Source organism: Cupriavidus sp. BIC8F (assembly GCF_032465815.1).
Taxonomy (GTDB): Bacteria; Pseudomonadota; Gammaproteobacteria; order Burkholderiales; family Burkholderiaceae; genus Cupriavidus; species Cupriavidus necator.
Genome location: NZ_CP136094.1, coordinates 2741904 through 2761241 on the forward strand (window position 1 = coordinate 2741904; position 19338 = coordinate 2761241).

The 19338-nt window shown below is 65.3% G+C and carries 19 protein-coding genes and 1 tRNA gene; 17 read left to right on the forward strand and 3 right to left on the reverse strand.

What is annotated here, in order from left to right; all coding sequences use genetic code 11:
* Positions 1-163: 163 nt before the first annotated feature.
* From RS901_RS12790 to RS901_RS12810, 5 genes are all read left to right on the forward strand, one after another.
* Positions 164-949 carry an SDR family oxidoreductase gene (locus RS901_RS12790; RefSeq protein WP_018310306.1) on the forward strand — a complete coding sequence of 262 codons (786 nt, stop codon included), beginning with the start codon at positions 164-166 and terminating at the stop codon, positions 947-949.
* 267 nt (positions 950-1216) lie between these two features.
* Positions 1217-1819, forward strand: coding sequence for a TRAP transporter small permease (locus tag RS901_RS12795; RefSeq protein WP_316149120.1), 603 nt, complete (start codon positions 1217-1219; stop codon positions 1817-1819).
* Positions 1816-3120 carry a TRAP transporter large permease gene (locus RS901_RS12800; RefSeq protein ID WP_013956315.1) on the forward strand — a complete coding sequence of 435 codons (1305 nt, stop codon included), beginning with the start codon at positions 1816-1818 and terminating at the stop codon, positions 3118-3120. The genes RS901_RS12795 and RS901_RS12800 overlap by 4 nt, the downstream gene beginning before the upstream one ends.
* Positions 3121-3169: 49 nt before the next feature.
* The gene (locus RS901_RS12805; protein ID WP_316149121.1) at positions 3170-4198 is read left to right on the forward strand and encodes a DctP family TRAP transporter solute-binding subunit; all 1029 of its coding nucleotides are present in this window, start codon (positions 3170-3172) and stop codon (positions 4196-4198) included.
* A gap of 52 nt (positions 4199-4250) precedes the next feature.
* A complete protein-coding gene (locus RS901_RS12810; RefSeq protein WP_316149122.1) occupies positions 4251-4652 on the forward strand; it encodes an acyl-CoA thioesterase in 402 nt (133 codons plus the stop codon).
* A gap of 15 nt (positions 4653-4667) precedes the next feature.
* Here the strand turns inward: RS901_RS12810 and RS901_RS12815 are convergent, their stop codons facing one another.
* Complete coding sequence (locus RS901_RS12815; RefSeq protein WP_316149123.1) at positions 4668-5213, reverse strand: PAS and helix-turn-helix domain-containing protein; 546 nt, start codon at positions 5211-5213, stop codon at positions 4668-4670.
* 182 nt (positions 5214-5395) lie between these two features.
* Here RS901_RS12815 and RS901_RS12820 point away from each other — a divergent pair, with 182 nt between their 5' ends.
* Both RS901_RS12820 and RS901_RS12825 read left to right on the forward strand, forming a co-directional pair.
* Entirely contained in the window at positions 5396-6097 is a 702-nt protein-coding gene (locus RS901_RS12820) for a CoA transferase subunit A (RefSeq protein ID WP_013956319.1), read from the forward strand.
* A gap of 11 nt (positions 6098-6108) precedes the next feature.
* On the forward strand, positions 6109-6747 hold the full coding sequence (locus RS901_RS12825) for a CoA transferase subunit B (RefSeq protein WP_013956320.1): 639 nt from the start codon (positions 6109-6111) through the stop codon (positions 6745-6747).
* A gap of 68 nt (positions 6748-6815) precedes the next feature.
* On the opposite strand, the gene RS901_RS12830 is transcribed toward RS901_RS12825, so the two are convergent.
* A complete protein-coding gene (locus RS901_RS12830) occupies positions 6816-7298 on the reverse strand; it encodes a DUF411 domain-containing protein (protein ID WP_316149124.1) in 483 nt (160 codons plus the stop codon).
* A 10-nt stretch (positions 7299-7308) separates the two neighbouring features.
* Positions 7309-8085 (reverse strand): 3-hydroxybutyrate dehydrogenase, encoded by a 777-nt coding sequence (locus RS901_RS12835; protein WP_316149125.1) that lies wholly within the window; start codon positions 8083-8085, stop codon positions 7309-7311.
* A gap of 206 nt (positions 8086-8291) precedes the next feature.
* Here RS901_RS12835 and RS901_RS12840 point away from each other — a divergent pair, with 206 nt between their 5' ends.
* The 10 genes from RS901_RS12840 to pheT all read left to right on the forward strand — a co-directional run bounded on the left by RS901_RS12840 (position 8292) and on the right by pheT (position 19276).
* On the forward strand, positions 8292-9173 hold the full coding sequence (locus tag RS901_RS12840) for an alpha/beta hydrolase (RefSeq protein WP_316149127.1): 882 nt from the start codon (positions 8292-8294) through the stop codon (positions 9171-9173).
* A 44-nt stretch (positions 9174-9217) separates the two neighbouring features.
* The gene (locus tag RS901_RS12845; protein ID WP_010813105.1) at positions 9218-9580 is read left to right on the forward strand and encodes a RidA family protein; all 363 of its coding nucleotides are present in this window, start codon (positions 9218-9220) and stop codon (positions 9578-9580) included.
* Positions 9581-9595: 15 nt separating this feature from the next.
* The gene (locus tag RS901_RS12850; protein ID WP_316149128.1) at positions 9596-11815 is read left to right on the forward strand and encodes a bifunctional (p)ppGpp synthetase/guanosine-3',5'-bis(diphosphate) 3'-pyrophosphohydrolase; all 2220 of its coding nucleotides are present in this window, start codon (positions 9596-9598) and stop codon (positions 11813-11815) included.
* 21 nt (positions 11816-11836) lie between these two features.
* Positions 11837-11913 (forward strand) — tRNA-Val (locus RS901_RS12855).
* Between the two features lie 360 nt (positions 11914-12273).
* A complete protein-coding gene (gene thrS, locus RS901_RS12860; RefSeq protein ID WP_316149129.1) occupies positions 12274-14181 on the forward strand; it encodes a threonine--tRNA ligase in 1908 nt (635 codons plus the stop codon).
* Positions 14182-14229: 48 nt separating this feature from the next.
* Positions 14230-14751, forward strand: a complete 522-nt coding sequence (infC, locus tag RS901_RS12865) for a translation initiation factor IF-3 (protein ID WP_078195944.1) — start codon at positions 14230-14232, stop codon at positions 14749-14751.
* Between the two features lie 167 nt (positions 14752-14918).
* Positions 14919-15116, forward strand: coding sequence for a 50S ribosomal protein L35 (rpmI, locus tag RS901_RS12870; RefSeq protein ID WP_006575466.1), 198 nt, complete (start codon positions 14919-14921; stop codon positions 15114-15116).
* A 28-nt stretch (positions 15117-15144) separates the two neighbouring features.
* Positions 15145-15501 (forward strand): 50S ribosomal protein L20, encoded by a 357-nt coding sequence (gene rplT / locus RS901_RS12875; RefSeq protein WP_008650487.1) that lies wholly within the window; start codon positions 15145-15147, stop codon positions 15499-15501.
* A gap of 238 nt (positions 15502-15739) precedes the next feature.
* Complete coding sequence (pheS, locus tag RS901_RS12880; RefSeq protein ID WP_010813101.1) at positions 15740-16771, forward strand: phenylalanine--tRNA ligase subunit alpha; 1032 nt, start codon at positions 15740-15742, stop codon at positions 16769-16771.
* Positions 16772-16828: 57 nt separating this feature from the next.
* Positions 16829-19276: a phenylalanine--tRNA ligase subunit beta gene (gene pheT / locus RS901_RS12885; RefSeq protein WP_316149141.1), complete on the forward strand. Its 2448-nt coding sequence runs from the start codon at positions 16829-16831 to the stop codon at positions 19274-19276.
* Positions 19277-19338 lie beyond the last annotated feature (62 nt).

A 19338-nucleotide genomic window follows, 5' to 3' on the forward strand; every position in this document is an offset into this window, starting at 1 on the left:
CGTTTTCCCTCTTTCCCTTTGCTGGCCAAGTTCTTAGAATCTCCGGCATTGTCCGGGACTCGCCACCCACAGGCAAGGATTTTTTTGGAACGGTCGTTCTTTTTTTGATATGCTGCCTTCTGCTCCCGCATAGGCCGGAGGAGCTCCCGCACAAGAGGTAATCATGGGTTTGTCGATCAATCTGGAAGGCAAGGTCGCGCTGGTCACCGGCGCTTCAAGCGGGCTGGGCTCGCGTTTCGCCACGGTGCTGGCCGCCGCCGGCGCCAAGGTGGTGCTGGCCTCGCGCCGCACCGAGCGGCTCAAGGAACTGCGCGCGGCGATCGAGGCCGAGGGCGGCAGCGCCCACGTGGTGCGCCTGGACGTCACCGATCCGGACAGCATCCGCGCCGCGGTGGCGCACGCGGAGACCGAGGCTGGTTCCATCGATATCCTGGTCAACAACTCCGGCGTGTCGACCACGCAGAAGCTGACCGATGTGACCGCTGATGACTTCGATTTCGTCTTCGACACCAACACCCGCGGCGCCTTCTTCGTCGCCCAGGAAGTGGCCAAGCGCATGATCGCGCGCGCCAAGGGCGCCGAGCGCAACGGCAGCCCGCTGCCGCAGGCGCGCATCGTCAATATCGCCTCGGTGGCCGGGCTCAAGGTGCTGTCGCAGATCGGTGTCTATTGCATGAGCAAGGCGGCCGTGGTGCACATGACCAAGGCCATGGCGCTGGAATGGGCCCGCCACGGCATCAATACCAATGCCATCTGCCCGGGCTATATCGACACCGATATCAACCACCACCACTGGGACTCGGACGCCGGCCAGAAGCTGATCCAGATGCTGCCCCGCAAGCGCCTGGGTAAGCCAGAGGATCTCGACGGCCTGTTGTTGCTGCTGGCATCCGACCAGTCGCAATTCATCAACGGGGCTGTCATCACCGCCGACGACGGCATGGTCTGACCGCCTGATCGCTGACCGGGGGCGCAAGGCCCCCTGCATCCCGGCCGCGCGCCAAAAGCGCCGCGGGATGCCCGGATTGCACGCCCAGGGCTTATCCGGTCCCCTTGGGTGCGCCGTCGTCAGCACACATCAATCATCAGAAAATTCGTGCGTGGCGGGCCAGTCTTGGCATAATCCGCCATGTCTGCAGATTAAGTCTTTACATACAAATAGAAAAACGCCGCGGTGGCCGCATGGCCCGAGCGGCCCGGACCGGAGGCCGGGGAGATGGAGCAACAAGAAGAGGCACGGCGCAACGCCGTGCCGCAACACGTCGTCGATTCCGCGGTGATCCCGCAGGCTGCCGACGAAGCGCAGGACGCTGAATTCCGGGTATCGCCCCGCCTCGAGGACTGGATTGGCGTGATCGTGATGGTGCTGCTGGTCGGCATCACCTTCGCCAACGTGGTGGTCCGCTATTTCACCGACGAGTCGTTTGCCTGGACCGAGGAGTTCTCGGTCTTCCTGATGATCGTGCTGGCGCTGGTCGCCGGCAGCGCCGCGGTGGCTCGCGACCGCAATATCCGCATCGAATTCTTCTTCGAGCGCGGCAGCGCGGCCCGGCAGCGGCGCCTGGCGATCCTGTCGGCGCTGGCCGTGGCGGTGATGTTCATCGCGCTGGCAGTGCTGGGGGCGCGCATCACCTGGGACGAATACACCTTTGGCGAGACCTCGCCGGGCATCGGTGTGCCGAGCTGGTGGTATTCGATCTGGCTGCCGGTGCTGTCGGCCGGCATCGCGCTGCGCGCGCTGGGGCTGGTGCTGCGCAACGTGCGCGCGCTCAAGGCGCTGCATGCGGCCAGGACAGGCACGCTGGAGCAGGCGCCATGACTCTCGTTGCCATCATCCTGTTCGTGGTCTTTATCGGCCTGATGCTGCTGGGCGTGCCCATCGGCGTGTCGCTGGGCCTGGGCGGCCTGGTTGCCATCGGCCTGTCCAATCTCGACACCCAGATGTTCGGCCTGCTGGCCGTGCCGCAGAACTTCTACGCTGGGCTGGCCAAGTATCCGCTGCTGGCGATCCCGATGTTCGTGCTGGTGGGGTCGATTTTCGACCGCTCCGGCGTGGCGCAGCGGCTGGTGACCTTTGCCATCGCCATCGTCGGCCGCGGCCCGGGCATGCTGCCGCTGGTGGCGATCCTGGTGGCGATGTTCCTCGGCGGCATCTCCGGCTCCGGCCCGGCCAACGCGGCCGCGGTGGGGGGCGTGATGATCGCGGCAATGTCGCGCGCGGGCTATCCCGGGTCGTACAGCGCGGCGGTGGTTGGCGCTGCAGCCGCGACCGACATCCTGATCCCGCCCTCGGTGGCCTTCATCATCTACAGCGTGCTGGTGCCCGGCGCGTCGGTGCCGGCGCTGTTTGCGGCCGGCATGATTCCGGGCATCCTGGCCGGTGTCGCGCTGATCGTTCCGGCGGTGTGGCTCGCGCGCAAGCACAACATGGGCGCGATCGAAGCCGGGTTGCCGCGCCCGCCGTTCTGGAAGAGCCTGCGCGAGGCCGCGTGGGGCCTGGTGGCGCCGTTCCTGATCCTGGGCGGCATGCGCGCCGGCTGGTTCACGCCGACCGAGGCCGCCGTGGTGGCCGTAGTCTACGGCCTCTTTGTCGGCATGGTGGTGTACCGCAGCATCGGCATGCGCGACCTGTTCACCATCTTCCAGGAGGCGGCCGAGACCTCGGCGGTGATCCTGCTGGTGGTGGCGCTGGCCGGCATCTTTGCCTATGCGCTGTCGACGCTGGGCGTGATCGACCCGCTGGCGCATGCCATCGCCACCTCCGGGCTGGGCGAGTACGGCGTGCTGGCGCTGATCGTGCTGCTGCTCATGACGGTGGGCATGTTCCTGGACGGCATTTCGATCTTCCTGATCTTCGTGCCGCTGCTGCTGCCGATCGCCAATGCCTTCCACTGGAACCCGGTATGGTTCGGCGTGGTGCTGACGCTGAAGGTGGCGCTGGGCCAGTTCACGCCGCCGCTGGCCGTGAACCTGATGGTGTCGTGCCGGATTGCCCGCGTGCGCATGGAAGAGACCGTGCCCTGGGTGATTTGGATGCTGCTGGCGATGTTTATCGCCATGCTGATGGTGCTGGCCTATCCGCCGCTGGCGACGTGGCTGCCTGAGTACCTCGGCTACTGATGTTCCGCATTCACAAACAAGAATTGACGCATTCCCGAGAGGAGATGAAATGAAACGTCGTGCCCTGATGCTCGCAACGGCTGCCGCCATTGCCGCTTCCGCCTTCGCCCCCGCTGGCGCAATGGCCCAGACCTACAAATCCGAGTACAAGATGTCGCTGGTGCTCGGCCCGGCCTTCCCGTGGGGCAAGGGCGGCGAGATCTGGGCCGACCTGGTCAAGCAGCGCACCAACGGCCGCATCAATATCAAGCTGTACCCGGGCACCTCGCTGGTGGCCGGCGACCAGACCCGCGAATTCTCGGCGATCCGCCAGGGCGTGATCGACATGGCGGTGGGCTCGACCATCAACTGGTCGCCGCAGGTCAGGGAACTGAACCTGTTCTCGCTACCGTTCCTGATGCCCGACTACAAGGCGCTGGACGCGCTCACGCAGGGCGAAGTCGGCAAGTCGCTCTTCACCACGCTGGAAAAGGCCGGCGTGGTGCCGCTGGCCTGGGGCGAGAATGGCTTCCGCGAGGTGTCCAACTCCAAGCGCGAAATCCGCAAGCCAGAAGACCTCAAGGGCATGAAGCTGCGCGTGGTCGGTTCGCCGCTGTACATCGAGACCTTTAACGCGCTGGGCGCCAACCCGACCCAGATGAGCTGGGCCGACGCGCAGCCGGCGATGGCCTCGGGCGCGGTCGACGGGCAGGAGAACCCGCAGTCGGTGTTCGCCGCCGCCAAGCTGTACACGGTGGGCCAGAAGTTCGTCACCACCTGGGGCTACGTGGCTGACCCCCTGATCTTCGTGGTCAACAAGCAGATCTGGGAAAGCTGGACCCCGGCCGACCGCGAGATCGTCAGGCAGGCCGCCATCGACGCCGGCAAGCAGGAAATCGTGCTGGCCCGCAAGGGCCTCGCGGAGGCCGGCGCGCCGGCCTGGAAGGACATGGAGGCACACGGCGTCAAGGTCACGCACCTGACGCCGGCCGAGCACGACAGCTTCCGCAAGGCCACCGCCAAGGTCTACGACAAGTGGAAGAAGCAGATCGGCGCCGACCTGGTGACCAAGGCCGAAGGCGCGATCGCCAAGCGCTAAGCCACGCAGAGGGCCCGTCAGTATCGGCGGGCCTGTTCCTTTGGAGACTGTGATGAAGCACGTCTATACGGTGGTCATGCCGATCCGCTGGGGCGACATGGATGCCATGGGCCATGTCAACAACACCGTCTATTTCCAGTACCTGGAGCAGGCGCGCATCGAGTGGTTCGCGTCGCTGGGCCGCGGCGGCAAGGACTCGAACGGGCAGGGCCCGGTCATCATCAATGCGCATATGACCTTCCTGAAGCAGCTGCGCTATCCGGGCGACATCGAGTGCCGCGTCTACGCCGGCCAGCTCGGCCGCACCAGCTTCGAGACCCGCATGGAAATCCGCCGCACCGACCTGCCCGATGTGGTCTGGGCCGAGGGCGGGGCCAAGGTGGTGTGGTGCGATTACACGCAGGAGAAGTCGGTGCCGGTGCCGGCCGAGATCCGCGCGATCATCGAGGGCTGACGCCCGCCACGGGGCTCAGTGGTTGACCAGCCGCTGCACCAGATCCACCGAGGTACTGGCCCCGTACTTCTTCATCAGCCGCGCCCGGTAGATATCCACCGTGCGCGGGCTGATCGCCAGCGACTTGCCGATCTGCTTGCTGGTCTTCCCCTCCACCAGCTGCGCCGCGATCTCGCGTTCGCGCGCGGTCAGCTCGGCCGTGACCTGGCGCTTCTGCGACAGGTCCTCGAAAGTCCAGATCCCGGCGCCCAGCGGTTGCGTGCGGTCCAGCGCGCGCCCGGTGACATGGCACCAGAACAGTTCCCCGCCGGCGCGTTTCATGATGCGCTCATCCGAGTACATGCCGCGCTTGCCCATGATCGGCGCGATGCGCGCGCCGGTGCGCTCGAATTCGTCGGCGGTGGGGTAAAGCACCTGGAAGGACTGGCCCAGCAGCGCCTCGCGCGTGGTGCCGAAAATGCGGCAGACCTCCTCGTTGCAGTCCTCGATCACGCGTTCGCGTGACAGCACCAGGCCCACGGGGGCGAGCTGGAAGGCGGTCTGGTAGTCGATTGCGGGCATCTGCTTATGTATTTTTACGTAATGGCGTAGCCGGCTGCGCTTGCGTATGCTGTCGGTCGGACGAGTTGCGGCGACTGTCGCCCGCCTGTTGCCGATTGTACCGTTACAATTTCCCTGCGTCGCCCGCCGCACAACCCGGTGGCGGGAAGAGCGACAGGGAACTACCGAGGAAGGAGCGAAGCATGAACAAGGTCTACGCCAGCGCCGCAGAAGCGCTTGCAGGCGTCGTCCGCGACGGCCAGACGATCGCCGTTGGCGGTTTCGGCCTGTGCGGCATCCCCGAGGCGCTGATTGCCGCGCTGCGCGACAGCGGCGCCAAGCAGCTGACCTGCATCTCCAACAACGCCGGCGTCGATGGCTTCGGCCTGGGCCTGCTGCTGGCCACGCGCCAGATCAGGAAGATGATCTCGTCCTACGTGGGCGAGAACAAGGAGTTCGAGCGCCAGTACCTGGCGGGCGAACTGGAGCTGGAATTCACGCCGCAAGGCACGCTGGCCGAGAAGCTGCGCGCCGGCGGCTCGGGCATCCCGGCCTTCTTCACCAAGACCGGTGTCGGCACCATCGTCGCCGAAGGCAAGGAAATCCGCGAATTCGACGGCGAGCAGTACGTGATGGAGCGTTCGCTGACCGCTGACGTGGCGCTGGTCAAGGCATACAAGGCCGACAAGGCCGGCAACCTGGTGTTCCGCCGTACCGCGCGCAACTTCAACCCGATGTGCGCGATGGCGGGCAAGGTCACCATCGCCGAGGTCGAGCATATCGTCGAGACCGGCGAACTGGACCCGGATGAAATCCACCTGGCCGGCATCTTCGTGAAGCGCCTGGTGCTGAACACCACCCCCGAGAAACGCATCGAGCAGCGCACCGTGCGCGCGGCCAGCTGAGGAGACCCATCATGGCATGGACACGTGACGAAATGGCCGCGCGCGCCGCGACCGAGCTGCAGGACGGTTTCTACGTCAACCTGGGCATCGGCCTGCCGACGCTGGTGGCCAACTGGGTGCCGGAAGGCATGGAAGTGTGGCTGCAGTCCGAGAACGGCCTGCTGGGCATCGGCCCGTTCCCGACCGAGGACGAAGTCGACGCCGACATGATCAACGCCGGCAAGCAGACCGTGACGACGCTGCCGGGCTCGTCGATCTTTTCTTCGGCCGACTCGTTCGGGATGATCCGCGGCGGCCACATCAACCTGGCGATCCTGGGTGCGATGCAGGTCAGCGAGAAGGGCGACCTGGCCAACTGGATGATCCCGGGCAAGATGGTCAAGGGCATGGGCGGCGCGATGGACCTGGTGGCCGGCGTTGGCCGCGTGGTGGTGCTGATGGAACACACCGCCAAGAAGAAGGACGGCACCGAGGACATCAAGATCCTGAAGGACTGCAACCTGCCGCTGACCGGCGTGGGCGTGGTCAACCGCATCATTACGGACCTGGGCGTGATCGACGTGACCGAGGCCGGCCTGAAGCTGGTGGAAACCGCCCCGGGCGTCAGCCGCGAGGAAATCCAGGCCAAGACCGGCGCGCCGCTGCTGTAAGCGGCCTCCGGAAAGGAAAAATGCCCCGCCGGTTCGCACCGGCGGGGCATTTTTCATGGGGACGGCAGTCAGCCGGCCTGCTTGTTGTAGCTGGCGAACACCGAAGCGGCGCCGTCCGTTTTTACGATCAGCACGTCGAACGGGTCCTTGCGCGGGCCCTGTTCCATGCCGGGCGAGCCGACCGGCATGCCCGGCACGGCCAGCCCGACGGCCTTGGGCTTTGCGGCCAGCAGCTTGCGGATATTCGCCGCCGGTACATGGCCCTCGATGGCGTAGCCGCCGATATACCCGGTGTGGCAGGAGCCAAAGCGTTCCGGCATGCCGAAGCGCTTGCGGTACACGCCGGTGTCCTCGACATCATGCACCGTCACGGTGAAACCGTTGCTGCGCAGGTGCTTGACCCAGTCTTCGCAGCAGCCGCACAGCGGGCTCTTGTAGACGTCGATGGCAAGCGGCTTGGCGGCTTGCGCCAGCGCGCCCGCCACCGGTGCCAGCGCCCCGGCTGTGACCGCGCCCAGCGCCAGCGCGCGCAGGAAACTGCGTCGTTGCATCGCTTGCTCCTTACTGCGCCACCCAGCCGCCGTCCATGTTCCAGATCGCGCCGCGGACCTGGCGGGCCGCTTCGGATGACAGGAACACGGCCAGCGCGCCCAGCTCATCGGGCGTGACAAACTGGCCCGAGGGCTGCTTCTCCAGCACCAGCTCGCGCTTGGCCTGTTCCACCGGAATGCCTTCCTTCTGCGCGCGGGCTTCGACCTGCTTCTGCACCAGTGGCGTCAGCACCCAGCCCGGGCAGATCGCGTTGGCGGTGACGCCGGTCTGCGCGGTTTCCAGCGCGGTCACCTTGGTGAAGCCGACGATGCCGTGCTTGGCCGCCACGTAGGCGGACTTCTGCGCCGAGGCCACCAGCCCGTGGGTGGAGGCAACATTGATGATGCGGCCCCAGTCCTTCTGCTTCATGCCGGGCAGCGCCAGGCGCGTGGTGTGGAAGGCCGAGGTCAGGTTGATGGCGATGATCGCGTCCCAGCGCTCGGGCGGGAAATCCTCGATGGCGGCCACGTGCTGGATGCCGGCGTTGTTGACCAGGATGTCGGTGCCGCCGAAGTCGGACTGCGCGTAGCGCATCATGTCTTCGATCTCGGTCGCCTTGCTCATGTCGGCGCCGTGGTAGCCGACCCGGATTCCCTGGCCGGCCTGCGCGATCTCTGCCTTTGCGGCGTCCGCGTCACCAAAGCCGTTGACGATGATGTTGGCGCCCTGGGCCGCCAGCGCTTTCGCGATGCCGAGCCCGATGCCGCTGGTCGAGCCAGTCACCAGTGCGGTCTTGCCGTTGAGCATGTAAGCCTCCGTCGAGAGAAAGGGATGCCACAGAAGGAGTGCCACAGGGTTGGCGGCGCGCGCCGTGGCGGTGCGCGGCCGCGCACGCGGGGCGCTGACACTGTGCTGTGGCATTGTACCCGCTGCGGCGTACAATCCAGCTTTGCTCAACCTCCGGCAGCGCCGTCTTCTTTGCGGTCCGCGGTCCGGTTCGTCAGGGAGTCCAGATGTCTGCCAGTCCGCGTCTCGGTTTTGTCCAGTGCATCAGCCCGGCGGGCCTGCACCGCATGGCGTACCACGAGTGGGGCGACCCCGCCAATCCGCGCGTGCTGGTGTGCGCGCATGGGCTGACGCGCACCGGCCGCGACTTCGACGCCGTCGCCAGCGCGCTGTGCGGCGACTACCGCGTGGTCTGCCCCGATGTGGCCGGGCGCGGCCGCTCGGAATGGCTGGCCGATGCCAACGGCTATGTGGTGCCGCAGTACGTCGCGGACATGGTCACGCTGATTGCGCGGCTCAATGTGGAGAAGGTGGACTGGTTCGGCACCTCGATGGGCGGGCTGATCGGCATGGGCCTGGCCGGGTTGCCGAAGTCGCCGGTGCGCAAGCTGCTGCTCAACGACGTGGGCCCGAAGCTGGCGCCGTCGGCGGTGGAGCGGATCGGCGCCTACCTGGGGCTGCCGGTGCGCTTCAAGACCTTCGAGGAAGGCCTGGCCTACCTGCAGACCATCAGCGCATCGTTCGGGCGCCATACGCCCGAACAGTGGCGCGAGCTCAACGCCGCCATCCTGAAGCCGGTGCAGGGCACGGACGGCCTGGAATGGGGCTTGCATTACGATCCGCAGCTGGCGGTGCCGTTCCGCAAATCCACGCCCGAGGCCATTGCTGCCGGCGAGGCCGCGCTGTGGCGCAGCTTCGAGGCCATCGAAGGCCCGGTGCTGGTGGTGCGCGGCGCGCAGTCGGACCTGCTGCTGCGCGAGACCGTGGCCGAAATGGTCGCGCGCGGCAAGCATGTGAGCTCGGTGGAAGTGCCCGACGTGGGCCATGCCCCGACCTTTGTCGATCCGGCGCAGATTGCGATCGCCCGGCAGTTTTTTACCGGGGCCTGATTGCATCGCATGCCGGCCTTGTTTTTATCAGTCAACGCATTGTCATGAGTAACCTTGAACTGAAGCGCGCCCACGTGGGCAAGCGGTTGTCCGAATACGCGGTTTATAACGGCGTGGTGTATCTCGCCGGTCAGGTGCCCGAGGTCGATCCCAAGGCCGATATCCGCGGCCAGACGCGCGAGGTCCTCGGCCATATCGACCGCCTGCTGGCCGAGGCCGGCAGCGACAAGACCCGCATCCTGTCGTGCCAGATCTTCCTGACCAATGTCGACCAGATCGGCGAGATGAACGAGGTCTGGGACGCCTGGGTGCCGCAAGGCAACACGCCCCCGCGCGCCACCGTCGAAGCCCGCCTGGCCAATCCCGATTACCTGATCGAAGTGGTGGTGACCGCTGCGCTCAACTGATGCAGGCGTTGTGACATGGTGACGTCCACCGACCTGACCGCTCGGGTCGCGGGCATTCCGGATGCCGAACTGGTCGAACGCGCACTGGCCTACGTGCGTGAGCACGGTGCCGAGGTCGCGCTGCCCACCGGCGAGACCGTGCTTTCGCACGCGCAGGGCATGCTGCGCATTCTCGACGGCCTGCGCGTCGACGACGCTGCGCGCGCCGCCGCCTGCCTGTTCGGGCTGGTGGCCTTCGTGCCCGGCACCGAGGCCGAGATCGCGCCGCGCTTTGGTGACGAAGTGGCGCGGCTGGTCGACGGTGTGCGGCAGTTGCTGCGCATCGGCGCCATCGCCGGCAGCCGCCCCGATGCCGAGCCCTCGAAGAACGAAGCGCAGGCGCGCCACGAACAGGTCGAGGCGCTGCGCAAGATGCTGCTGGCGTTTGCGCAGGATATCCGCGTGGTGCTGGTGCGCCTGGCCTCGCGGCTGCAGACCCTGCGCTGGCTGGCCGAGACCAAGCAGGCGCCGCTGCCCGGCGTGGCGCGCGAAACACTGGACATCTACGCGCCGCTGGCGAACCGCCTCGGCATCTGGCAGATGAAGTGGGAGCTGGAGGACCTTGCGTTCCGCTTCGAGCAGCCCGATACCTACAAGCGCATCGCCAAACTGCTGGATGAAAAGCGCATCGAGCGCGAAGGCTATATCGCCAGCGCCATCGAACGGCTGCAGTCCGAACTGGCGACCGCCGGCATCCCCGCCGAGGTCAGCGGGCGGCCCAAGCATATCTACAGCATCTGGAAGAAGATGCGCGGTAAGGAGCTGGATTTTGCCGACCTGTACGATGTGCGCGCATTCCGCGTGATCGTCGACGATATCAAGGACTGCTACACGGTGCTGGGTATCGTCCACCATATCTGGCAGCCGATCCCGCGCGAGTTCGACGACTACATCTCGCGGCCCAAGGCCAATGGCTACAAGTCGCTGCATACGGTGGTGATCGGCGATGACGGGCGTGCCTTCGAGGTGCAGATCCGCACCCACGAGATGCACCACTTTGCCGAATACGGCGTGGCCGCGCACTGGCGCTACAAGGAAGCGGGCAGCCGCGGCTATGCCGGGCAGTTTTCCGCCAGCGAGCGCTATGACGAGAAGATTGCCTGGCTGCGCCAGCTGCTGGCGTGGAAGGACGATGCCGACCACAGCGTGGCGCACGACGAGTCGTGGGAGCAGATCAAGCACGCCGCGATCGACGACCACATCTACGTGCTGACGCCGCAGGCGCGCGTGGTGGCGCTGCCGCAGGGCGCCACCGCGGTTGACTTTGCCTACTACCTGCACAGTGATCTCGGCCACCGCTGCCGCGGCGCGCGCGTGGACGGCACCATGGTGCCGCTGAACACGCCACTGAAGAACGGCCAGACGGTGGAGATCATCGCGGTCAAGCAGGGCGGACCGTCGCGCGACTGGCTCAACGCGGACCTGGGCTACCTGGCCAGCAGCCGCGCGCGGGCCAAGGTGCGGGCCTGGTTCAATGCGCTCGATTCGCAGGAGACTATCGCCCAGGGCCGCGTGCTGATCGACAAGACGCTGCAGCGCGAAGGCAAGACCGCGGTCAAGCTGGAAGACCTGGCCACGCGGCTGGGCTTCAAGACGCCGGAGGACCTGTTTGCGGCAGTGGCCAAGGATGAGTTCAGTCTGCGCCACGTGGAGCACGCGCTGCGACACCCGGAGGGCGAGGTCCAGGCGCCGCTGAGCGAGGAAGACGCTGTCACCAAGAAGAGCCGCGCCACCAGCGTGGCGCGCGGCGCCAAGAGCGGCGTGCTGGTGGTGGGGGTGGATTCGCTCATGACGCAGATGTCGCGCTGCTGCAAGCCGGCGCCGCCGGACGACATCGTCGGCTTTGTCACGCGGGGGCGCGGGGTGTCGATCCATCGGCGCAGCTGCCACACCTTCCAGCAACTGGCCGGGCGCGCGCCGGAGCGGGTGATCCAGACCGAGTGGGGCCAGAAGAGCCACGCCGCGGTCTACCCGGTCGACATCTACGTCGAGGCGATTGACCGCCAGGGGCTGCTGCGCGATATCTCCGAAGTGCTGTCGCGCGAGAAGATCAACGTCACCGGCGTCAAGACGCTCTCCAGCAAGGGCGTGGCGCGCATGCAGTTCACTGCCGAGGTGTCCGAGGCTACGCAGCTGCAGCGCGCGCTGCAGTTGATCGAAGACGTCCAGGGGGTGTTGCAGGCGAAAAGAAAGTGATGCTATACTTGCGGCTTCGCTAGGCTCGTAGCTCAGCTGGTTAGAGCACCACCTTGACATGGTGGGGGTCGTTGGTTCGAGTCCAATCGAGCCTACCAACGAATTGCAGTAAAGCAGTAAAAGAAGTGTGGCAGGTCCGATTCAACCCCATACGGAACGGAAGGGCATCATGGTTATGACACCGCGAACTACTACCGCTGGCAAGCGACAGTAGTCGAGGTGCGCCTTCGACCCGGTTGGATCGGGTTTGACAAAGAGAAACGCGGCCTTGGCCGCGTTTTTTTTCGTCTGTCGCCTGCCAGCGCCCTGATAAGCTGCCGCCTTTCCGGTGCGGCGGAGCAGGGCGGTAAAGAATAAATCGCCAGTCCCGCAGGCATGCGGGGGCCGGTGCCACAAGATGCAGTTTGATCCGCTCAGGCGATGCGCAAGGCGCAGCCGGCGGAACCTGGAGAGTCGAAATGATCGCAATCACGCTGCCGGATGGGTCCCGCCGCGAGTTTCCCGGCCCGGTGACGGTTGCCGAAGTGGCGCAGAGCATCGGTGCCGGCCTGGCCAAGGCCGCGCTGGCCGGTAAGGTGGACGGCCAACTGGTCGACACGAGCTACAAGATCGACCGCGATGCCGAACTGGCCATCGTCACGGACAAGGACGCCGATGGCGTCGATGTGATCCGCCACTCCACGGCGCACTTGCTGGCCTATGCCGTCAAGGAGCTCTATCCGGAAGCGCAGGTGACGATCGGGCCCGTGATCGAAAACGGCTTCTACTACGACTTTGCCTACAAGCGTCCGTTCACGCCCGAAGACCTGGCCGCCATCGAGAAGAAGATGACGGAGCTCGCCCGCAAGGACGAGAAGGTCATGCGCGAAGTGTGGAACCGCGACGAAGCGGTGGCGCTGTTCGAGTCGATGGGCGAGAAGTACAAGGCGGAGATCATCGGCTCGATCCCCGCCGACCAGGAAATCGGCCTGTACCGCGAAGGCAGCTTCGTCGACCTGTGCCGCGGCCCGCACGTGCCGTCCACGGGCAAGCTGAAAGTCTTCAAGCTGATGAAGGTGGCTGGCGCCTACTGGCGCGGCGATGCCAACAACGAGATGCTTCAGCGCATCTACGGCACGGCCTGGGCGAAGAAGGAAGACCAGGAAGCCTACCTGCACATGCTGGAAGAGGCCGAGAAGCGCGACCACCGCAAGCTGGGCAAGACGCTCGACCTGTTCCACCTGCAGGAAGAGGCGCCCGGCATGGTGTTCTGGCATCCGAAGGGCTGGCAGGTGTGGCAGGCCGTCGAGCAATACATGCGCGGCCGCCTGACGGACGCCGGCTACGATGAAGTCCGTACGCCGCAGGTGATGGATCGTTCGCTTTGGGAAAAGTCCGGCCACTGGCAGAACTACAAGGAGAACATGTTCGTCACGGAGTCGGAGAAACGCGACTACGCGATCAAGCCGATGAACTGCCCGGGCCATGTGCAGATCTTCAACCACGGCCTGCGTTCGTACCGCGACCTGCCGCTGCGCCTGGCTGAGTTCGGCGCCTGCCACCGCAACGAGCCGTCGGGCGCGCTCCACGGGCTGATGCGCGTGCGCGGCTTTGTGCAGGATGATGCGCACATCTTCTGCACGGAAGAGCAGATCGTGGCGGAGGCCAAGGCCTTCAACGAACTGGCGTTCTCGGTCTACGACGACTTCGGCTTCAAGGATGTGAAGGTCAAGCTGTCGCTGCGCCCGGACCAGCGCGCCGGCTCCGACGAGGTCTGGGACCACGCCGAAGAGGGCCTGCGCCTGGCGCTGCGCGCCTGTGGCGTGGATTGGGAAGAGCTGCCCGGTGAGGGCGCCTTCTACGGCCCCAAGGTCGAGTACCACATCAAGGACGCGATCGGCCGCTCGTGGCAGTGCGGCACGCTGCAGCTTGACCTGGTGCTGCCGGAGCGCCTGGATGCCGAATACGTCTCCGAGGACAACTCGCGCAAGCGCCCGGTGATGCTTCACCGTGCCATCCTGGGTTCGTTCGAGCGTTTCCTGGGCATCCTGCTGGAAAACCACGCCGGTGCGCTGCCGGCCTGGCTGGCCCCGGAGCAGGTGGTGGTCATGAATATTGCGGATTCGCAGGCGGAATACGCCGAAAGCGTCGTGCAATTGCTGCAAAAACAAGGGTTTAGGGCCAAGGCCGATTTGCGTAATGAGAAAATTACGTATAAAATCCGCGAGCATTCGCTTCAAAAGGTTCCCTACCTGCTGGTAGTGGGCGATAAGGAGCGGGATGCCAGTCAAGTGGCCGTGCGTGCCCGTGGCAACGTGGATCTGGGTGTGATGCCCGTCTCCGCGTTTGTTGAGCGTCTGCAAAACGACGTCGCCAGCAAAGCCTGATGGGTGGTGAGCACGGCTTGTTTTTTTGTCTTCTTGAGGTAACGCAACATCGCTACGGACAAAGGTCATCGCATCAACCGGGAAATCAGCGCGCCTGAGCTGCGGCTGGTAGGGGTTGATAACGAACAGCTCGGCATCGTCAAGTTCATGGACGCGCTCCGGCTGGCTGAAGATAAGGACTTGGACCTGGTCGAGATCGCGCCGAACGCGGTTCCGCCCGTCGCCCGGATCATGGATTACGGGAAGTTCAAGTACGAGGAAGCCAAGCGCGCCCACGAGGCGAAGCTGAAGCAGAAAATCATCCAGGTCAAGGAAGTCAAGTTCCGGCCGGGTACGGATGATGGCGACTACAACGTCAAGCTGCGCAACCTGAAGCGCTTCCTGGAAGATGGCGACAAGACCAAGATCACGCTGCGGTTCCGTGGTCGCGAGATGGCGCACCAGGAAATCGGCGCGCGCATGCTCGAACGCCTGAAGGCGGACCTGGAAGAAATCGGCCAGGTCGAGCAGATGCCGAAGATGGAAGGGCGCCAGATGGTGATGGTGCTCGCTCCCAAGAAGAAGAAGTAATTCCTGCGCGGTGCAGCGGCCGGGATGCCAGGCATCCCGGCGTTGCTTCGTGCGGAAGTCGCGCGCGGCCCGCAAGGGCCGCTGTGCAACAACAAGTGGATGCGGGTCTTGCAAGCGTCGGCGTGAGCCGTCCACCTGCATGCATGTCATATGAGCTGGAGTTTTTCATGCCGAAGATGAAGACGAAGAAAAGCGCCTCCAAGCGCTTTACTGCCCGTCCGAACGGTTCGTTCAAGCGTGGCCAGGCCTTCAAGCGTCACATCCTGACCAAGAAGACCACCAAGAACAAGCGTCAACTGCGCGGTACTCAGGACGTCCATGAGACGAACCTGAAGTCGGTGCGCGCGATGATGCCTTACGCATAACCCCTGACGAAAACGAAAGGAGAATTACATGCCTCGAGTAAAGCGTGGGGTCACTGCACGGGCCCGTCACAAGAAAGTCATCGATGCTGCCAAGGGTTACCGCGGCCGTCGCAATAATGTCTATCGCATCGCCAAGCAGGCGGTCATGCGTGCTGGCCAGTACGCATACCGCGATCGCCGCAACAAGAAGCGCGTGTTCCGCGCTCTGTGGATTGCGCGTATCAATGCCGCGACGCGTGAGCATGGCATGACCTACAGCGTGTTCATGAACGGTCTGAAGAAGGCCTCGATTGAACTCGACCGCAAGGTGCTGTCGGACATGGCTATTCACGACAAGCCTGCCTTTGCCGCCATCGTCAACCAGGTGAAAGCCACCGTTGCCTGATGCCGGCTGCGGTAGCGCGTAAGCGCTGCCGGGCAAGCACCGACCGCAAGGTCGACCGCTGACCGCAAGGTCCGCTGAAACGGGGCTCCTCACCGAGCCCCGTTTTTATTTCGAATGCCGTTTCAGTTGCCGGGACCTGGCTGCCGAGACCGCATTCGAAACGAACACCGCACGTAGTGCCAACCCACGTCGGACCGGTGCGTACCGGCCCGACGCCAAAAATCCCACGACCGCCGCCATGTCTCAGGATCTGGATCAAATTGTCGCCGATGCCCAGGCCGCCTTCGCTGCAGCCAACGACAACGCCACGCTGGAAAACGAAAAAGCCCGCTTCCTGGGCAAGACCGGCGCGCTGACCGAACTGCTCAAGGGCCTAGGCAAGCTCGACCCGGAAACCCGCAAGACGGAAGGCGCCCGCATCAACCAGATCAAGCAGCAAGTTGAAGCCGCCCTGCAGGCACGCCGCCAGGCGCTGGCCGATGCGCTGATGAACGCGCGCCTGGCCGCGGAGGCCATCGACGTCACGCTGCCTGGCCGTGCGGTCAGCCGCGGCAGCCTGCACCCGGTGATGCGCACGTGGGAGCGCGTCGAGCAGATCTTCGGCTCGATCGGTTTCGATGTGGCCGACGGCCCCGAGATCGAGACCGACTGGATGAACTTCACCGCGTTGAACAACCCGGACAACCACCCGGCGCGTTCGATGCAGGACACCTTCTATGTCGACGGCCGCGACAGCGAAGACAAGCTGCTGCTCCTGCGCACGCACACCAGCCCGATGCAGGTCCGCTACGCCAAGATGCATGTCGAGAAGTACGCCGGCAAGGCGATGCCGCCGATCAAGGTGATCTGCCCGGGCCGCACCTACCGTGTCGACAGCGATGCCACGCACTCGCCGATGTTCAACCAGGTCGAAGGCCTCTGGATCGGCGAGGACGTCAGCTTTGCCGACCTGAAGGGCGTGTACACCGACTTCCTGCGCAAGTTCTTCGAGCGCGATGACATCCAGGTGCGCTTCCGCCCGTCGTACTTCCCGTTCACCGAGCCGTCGGCAGAGATCGACATGGCCTTCGGCAATGGCAAGTGGCTGGAGATTTCCGGTTCGGGCCAGGTGCATCCGAACGTGCTGCGCAATATGGGCCTCGATCCCGAGCGCTACATCGGTTTCGCGTTCGGCTCCGGCCTGGAGCGCCTGACCATGCTGCGCTATGGCATCAACGACCTGCGCCTGTTCTTCGAGGGCGACGTGCGCTTCCTGCGCCAGTTCGCCTGACGCGCCGCCGTCCCCTCGTCAACGACCACACAGAATACTTACCGGATCAGAAGCGCCATGCAATTCTCGGAATCCTGGCTTCGCACCTTCGCCAACCCTGAAAAGATCTCCACCGACGCGCTGTCGCACACGCTGACCATGGCCGGCCTGGAAGTGGAAGAGGTGGGCCCAGTTGCGCCGCCGTTCGACAAGGTGGTGGTCGCGCGCGTGCTGTCGACCGAGCGCCATCCCAACGCCGACCGCCTCAACGTGTGCCAGGTCGATGCCGGCACCGGCGAGACCCTGCAGATCGTCTGCGGCGCGCCCAACGTCAAGCCCGGCATCCTGGTGCCGTGCGCACTGGTTGGCGCCGTGCTGCCCCCATCCGAGGACGGGGGCCAGCCGTTCGAGATCAAGGTCGGCAAGCTGCGCGGCGTGGACAGCTACGGCATGCTGTGCTCGGCACGCGAACTGAAGCTGTCGGAAGAGCACGGCGGCCTGCTGGTGCTGCCGGAAGACGCGCCGGTCGGCCAGAACATCCGCCAATACCTCGACCTGGATGACCAGGTCTTTGTCATCAAGCTGACGCCGAACAAGGCCGACTGCCTGTCGATCCACGGCGTGGCGCGCGAGGTGTCGGCACTGACCGGCTCCGCGCTGACGCTGCCCGAGATGAAGCCGGTGGCGGTGACGATCCAGGACAAGCTGCCGGTCAAGGTATCGGCGCCGGACCTGTGCGGCCGCTTCTCCGGCCGCGTGATCCGCGGCGTCAACGCGCGCGCGGCCACCCCGGCATGGATGGTGCAGCGCCTGGAGCGTTCGGGCCAGCGCAGTGTTTCCGCACTGGTCGATATCTCGAACTACGTGATGCTGGAACTGGGACGTCCCTCGCACGTGTTCGACCTGAACAAGATCCACGGCGGCCTGGACGTGCGCTGGGGCCGCAAGGGCGAGCAGATCAAGCTGCTCAACGGCAACACCGTCGAGGTCGACGAGCAGGTCGGCGTGATCGCCGATGACAAGGAGATCGAAAGCCTGGCCGGCATCATGGGCGGCGACAGCACCGCCGTGACGCTGGACACCACGGACATCTATCTCGAGGCCGCATTCTGGTGGCCCGCTGCGATCCAGGGACGTGGCCGCCGCTACAACTTCTCGACCGACGCCGGACACCGCTTCGAGCGCGGCGTGGACTATGCCACCACGGTCGAGCATATCGAGCGCATCACCGCGCTGATCCTCGAGATCTGCGGCGGCCAGGCGGGCCCGGTGGACGACCACGTGGTCAACCTGCCGCAGCGCAAGCCGGTCAGCCTGCGCGTGGCGCGCGCCGAGCGCGTGCTGGGCATCGAACTGTCGCCGGCGGCTATTGCCGATGTGTTCCAGCGCCTGCAGCTGCCGTTCGTGCGCACGCAGGGCGCCGAGGGCGAGGTGTTTGAAGTCACGCCGCCGAGCTACCGCTTCGATATCGAGATCGAGGAAGACCTGATCGAGGAAGTGGCCCGCATCTATGGTTTCGAGCGCATCCCGGCCCGTCCGCCGATCGCCGAGAGCGAGATGCGCCCGACCAACGAGGCCCGCCGCTCCACCCACGTGGTGCGCCATGCCGTGGCCGCGCGCGACTACCAGGAAGTCATCAACTTCGCCTTCGTCGAAGAGAAGTGGGAGCGCGACTTCGCCGCCAACGACAACCCGATCCGCCTGCTGAACCCGATCGCCAGCCAATTGGCGGTGATGCGCTCGACGCTGATCGGCGGCCTGGTCGACAAGGTGCGCTACAACCTGAACCGCAAGGCCGCGCGCGTGCGCCTGTTCGAGGTGGGCCGCGTGTTCCATCGTGACGCCAGCGTGAAGGACGGCGGCCTGACGGTGGCCGGCTACGATCAGCCAATGATGGCCGCGGGCATTGCCTACGGCCCGGCGTTCGAAGAGCAGTGGGGCATCCCAACGCGCAACGTCGACTTCTTCGACATCAAGGGCGATGTCGAGGCGCTGTTCCATCCGCGCGTGCCGCGCTTCGAGCCGGTGTCGCACCCCGCGCTGCACCCAGGCCGCGCCGCGCGCGTGCTGCTCGACGGCAAGGCCGTGGGCGTGGTCGGCGAGCTGCATCCGCGCTGGCTGCAGGAATACGAGCTGACGCACGCTCCGGTCGTGTTTGAACTGGCGCTTGACGCGCTGCGCGACACCGGCCTGCCGGTGTACACCGAGATCTCCAAGTTCCCGGCCGCGGTGCGCGACCTGGCCGTGGTCGTGAAGCAATCGGTGCGCGTGCAGGACCTGCTGGACGCCATGCGCGCGGCACTGGAAAAGCAGGGCTATGGCCGCTACTGCCAGAGCCTGGTGGTGTTCGACGAGTTCCGTCCCAAGGGCGCTTCCGCTGCCATTGGCGCGGACGAGAAAAGCCTTGCGTTCCGGGTGACCTTGCAAGATACTGGGTCGACCCTCCAGGACGAAACCGTCGACAGCGCAGTGCGCTGCATGGTCGACGCGCTGACAGAGGCCTTCCAGGCCCGGCTGCGCGGCTAAGCCATCGCCAGTACGCGACGGACACACGATAAACAAGGGCGCCCGGGCTTGCCCCGGGCGGA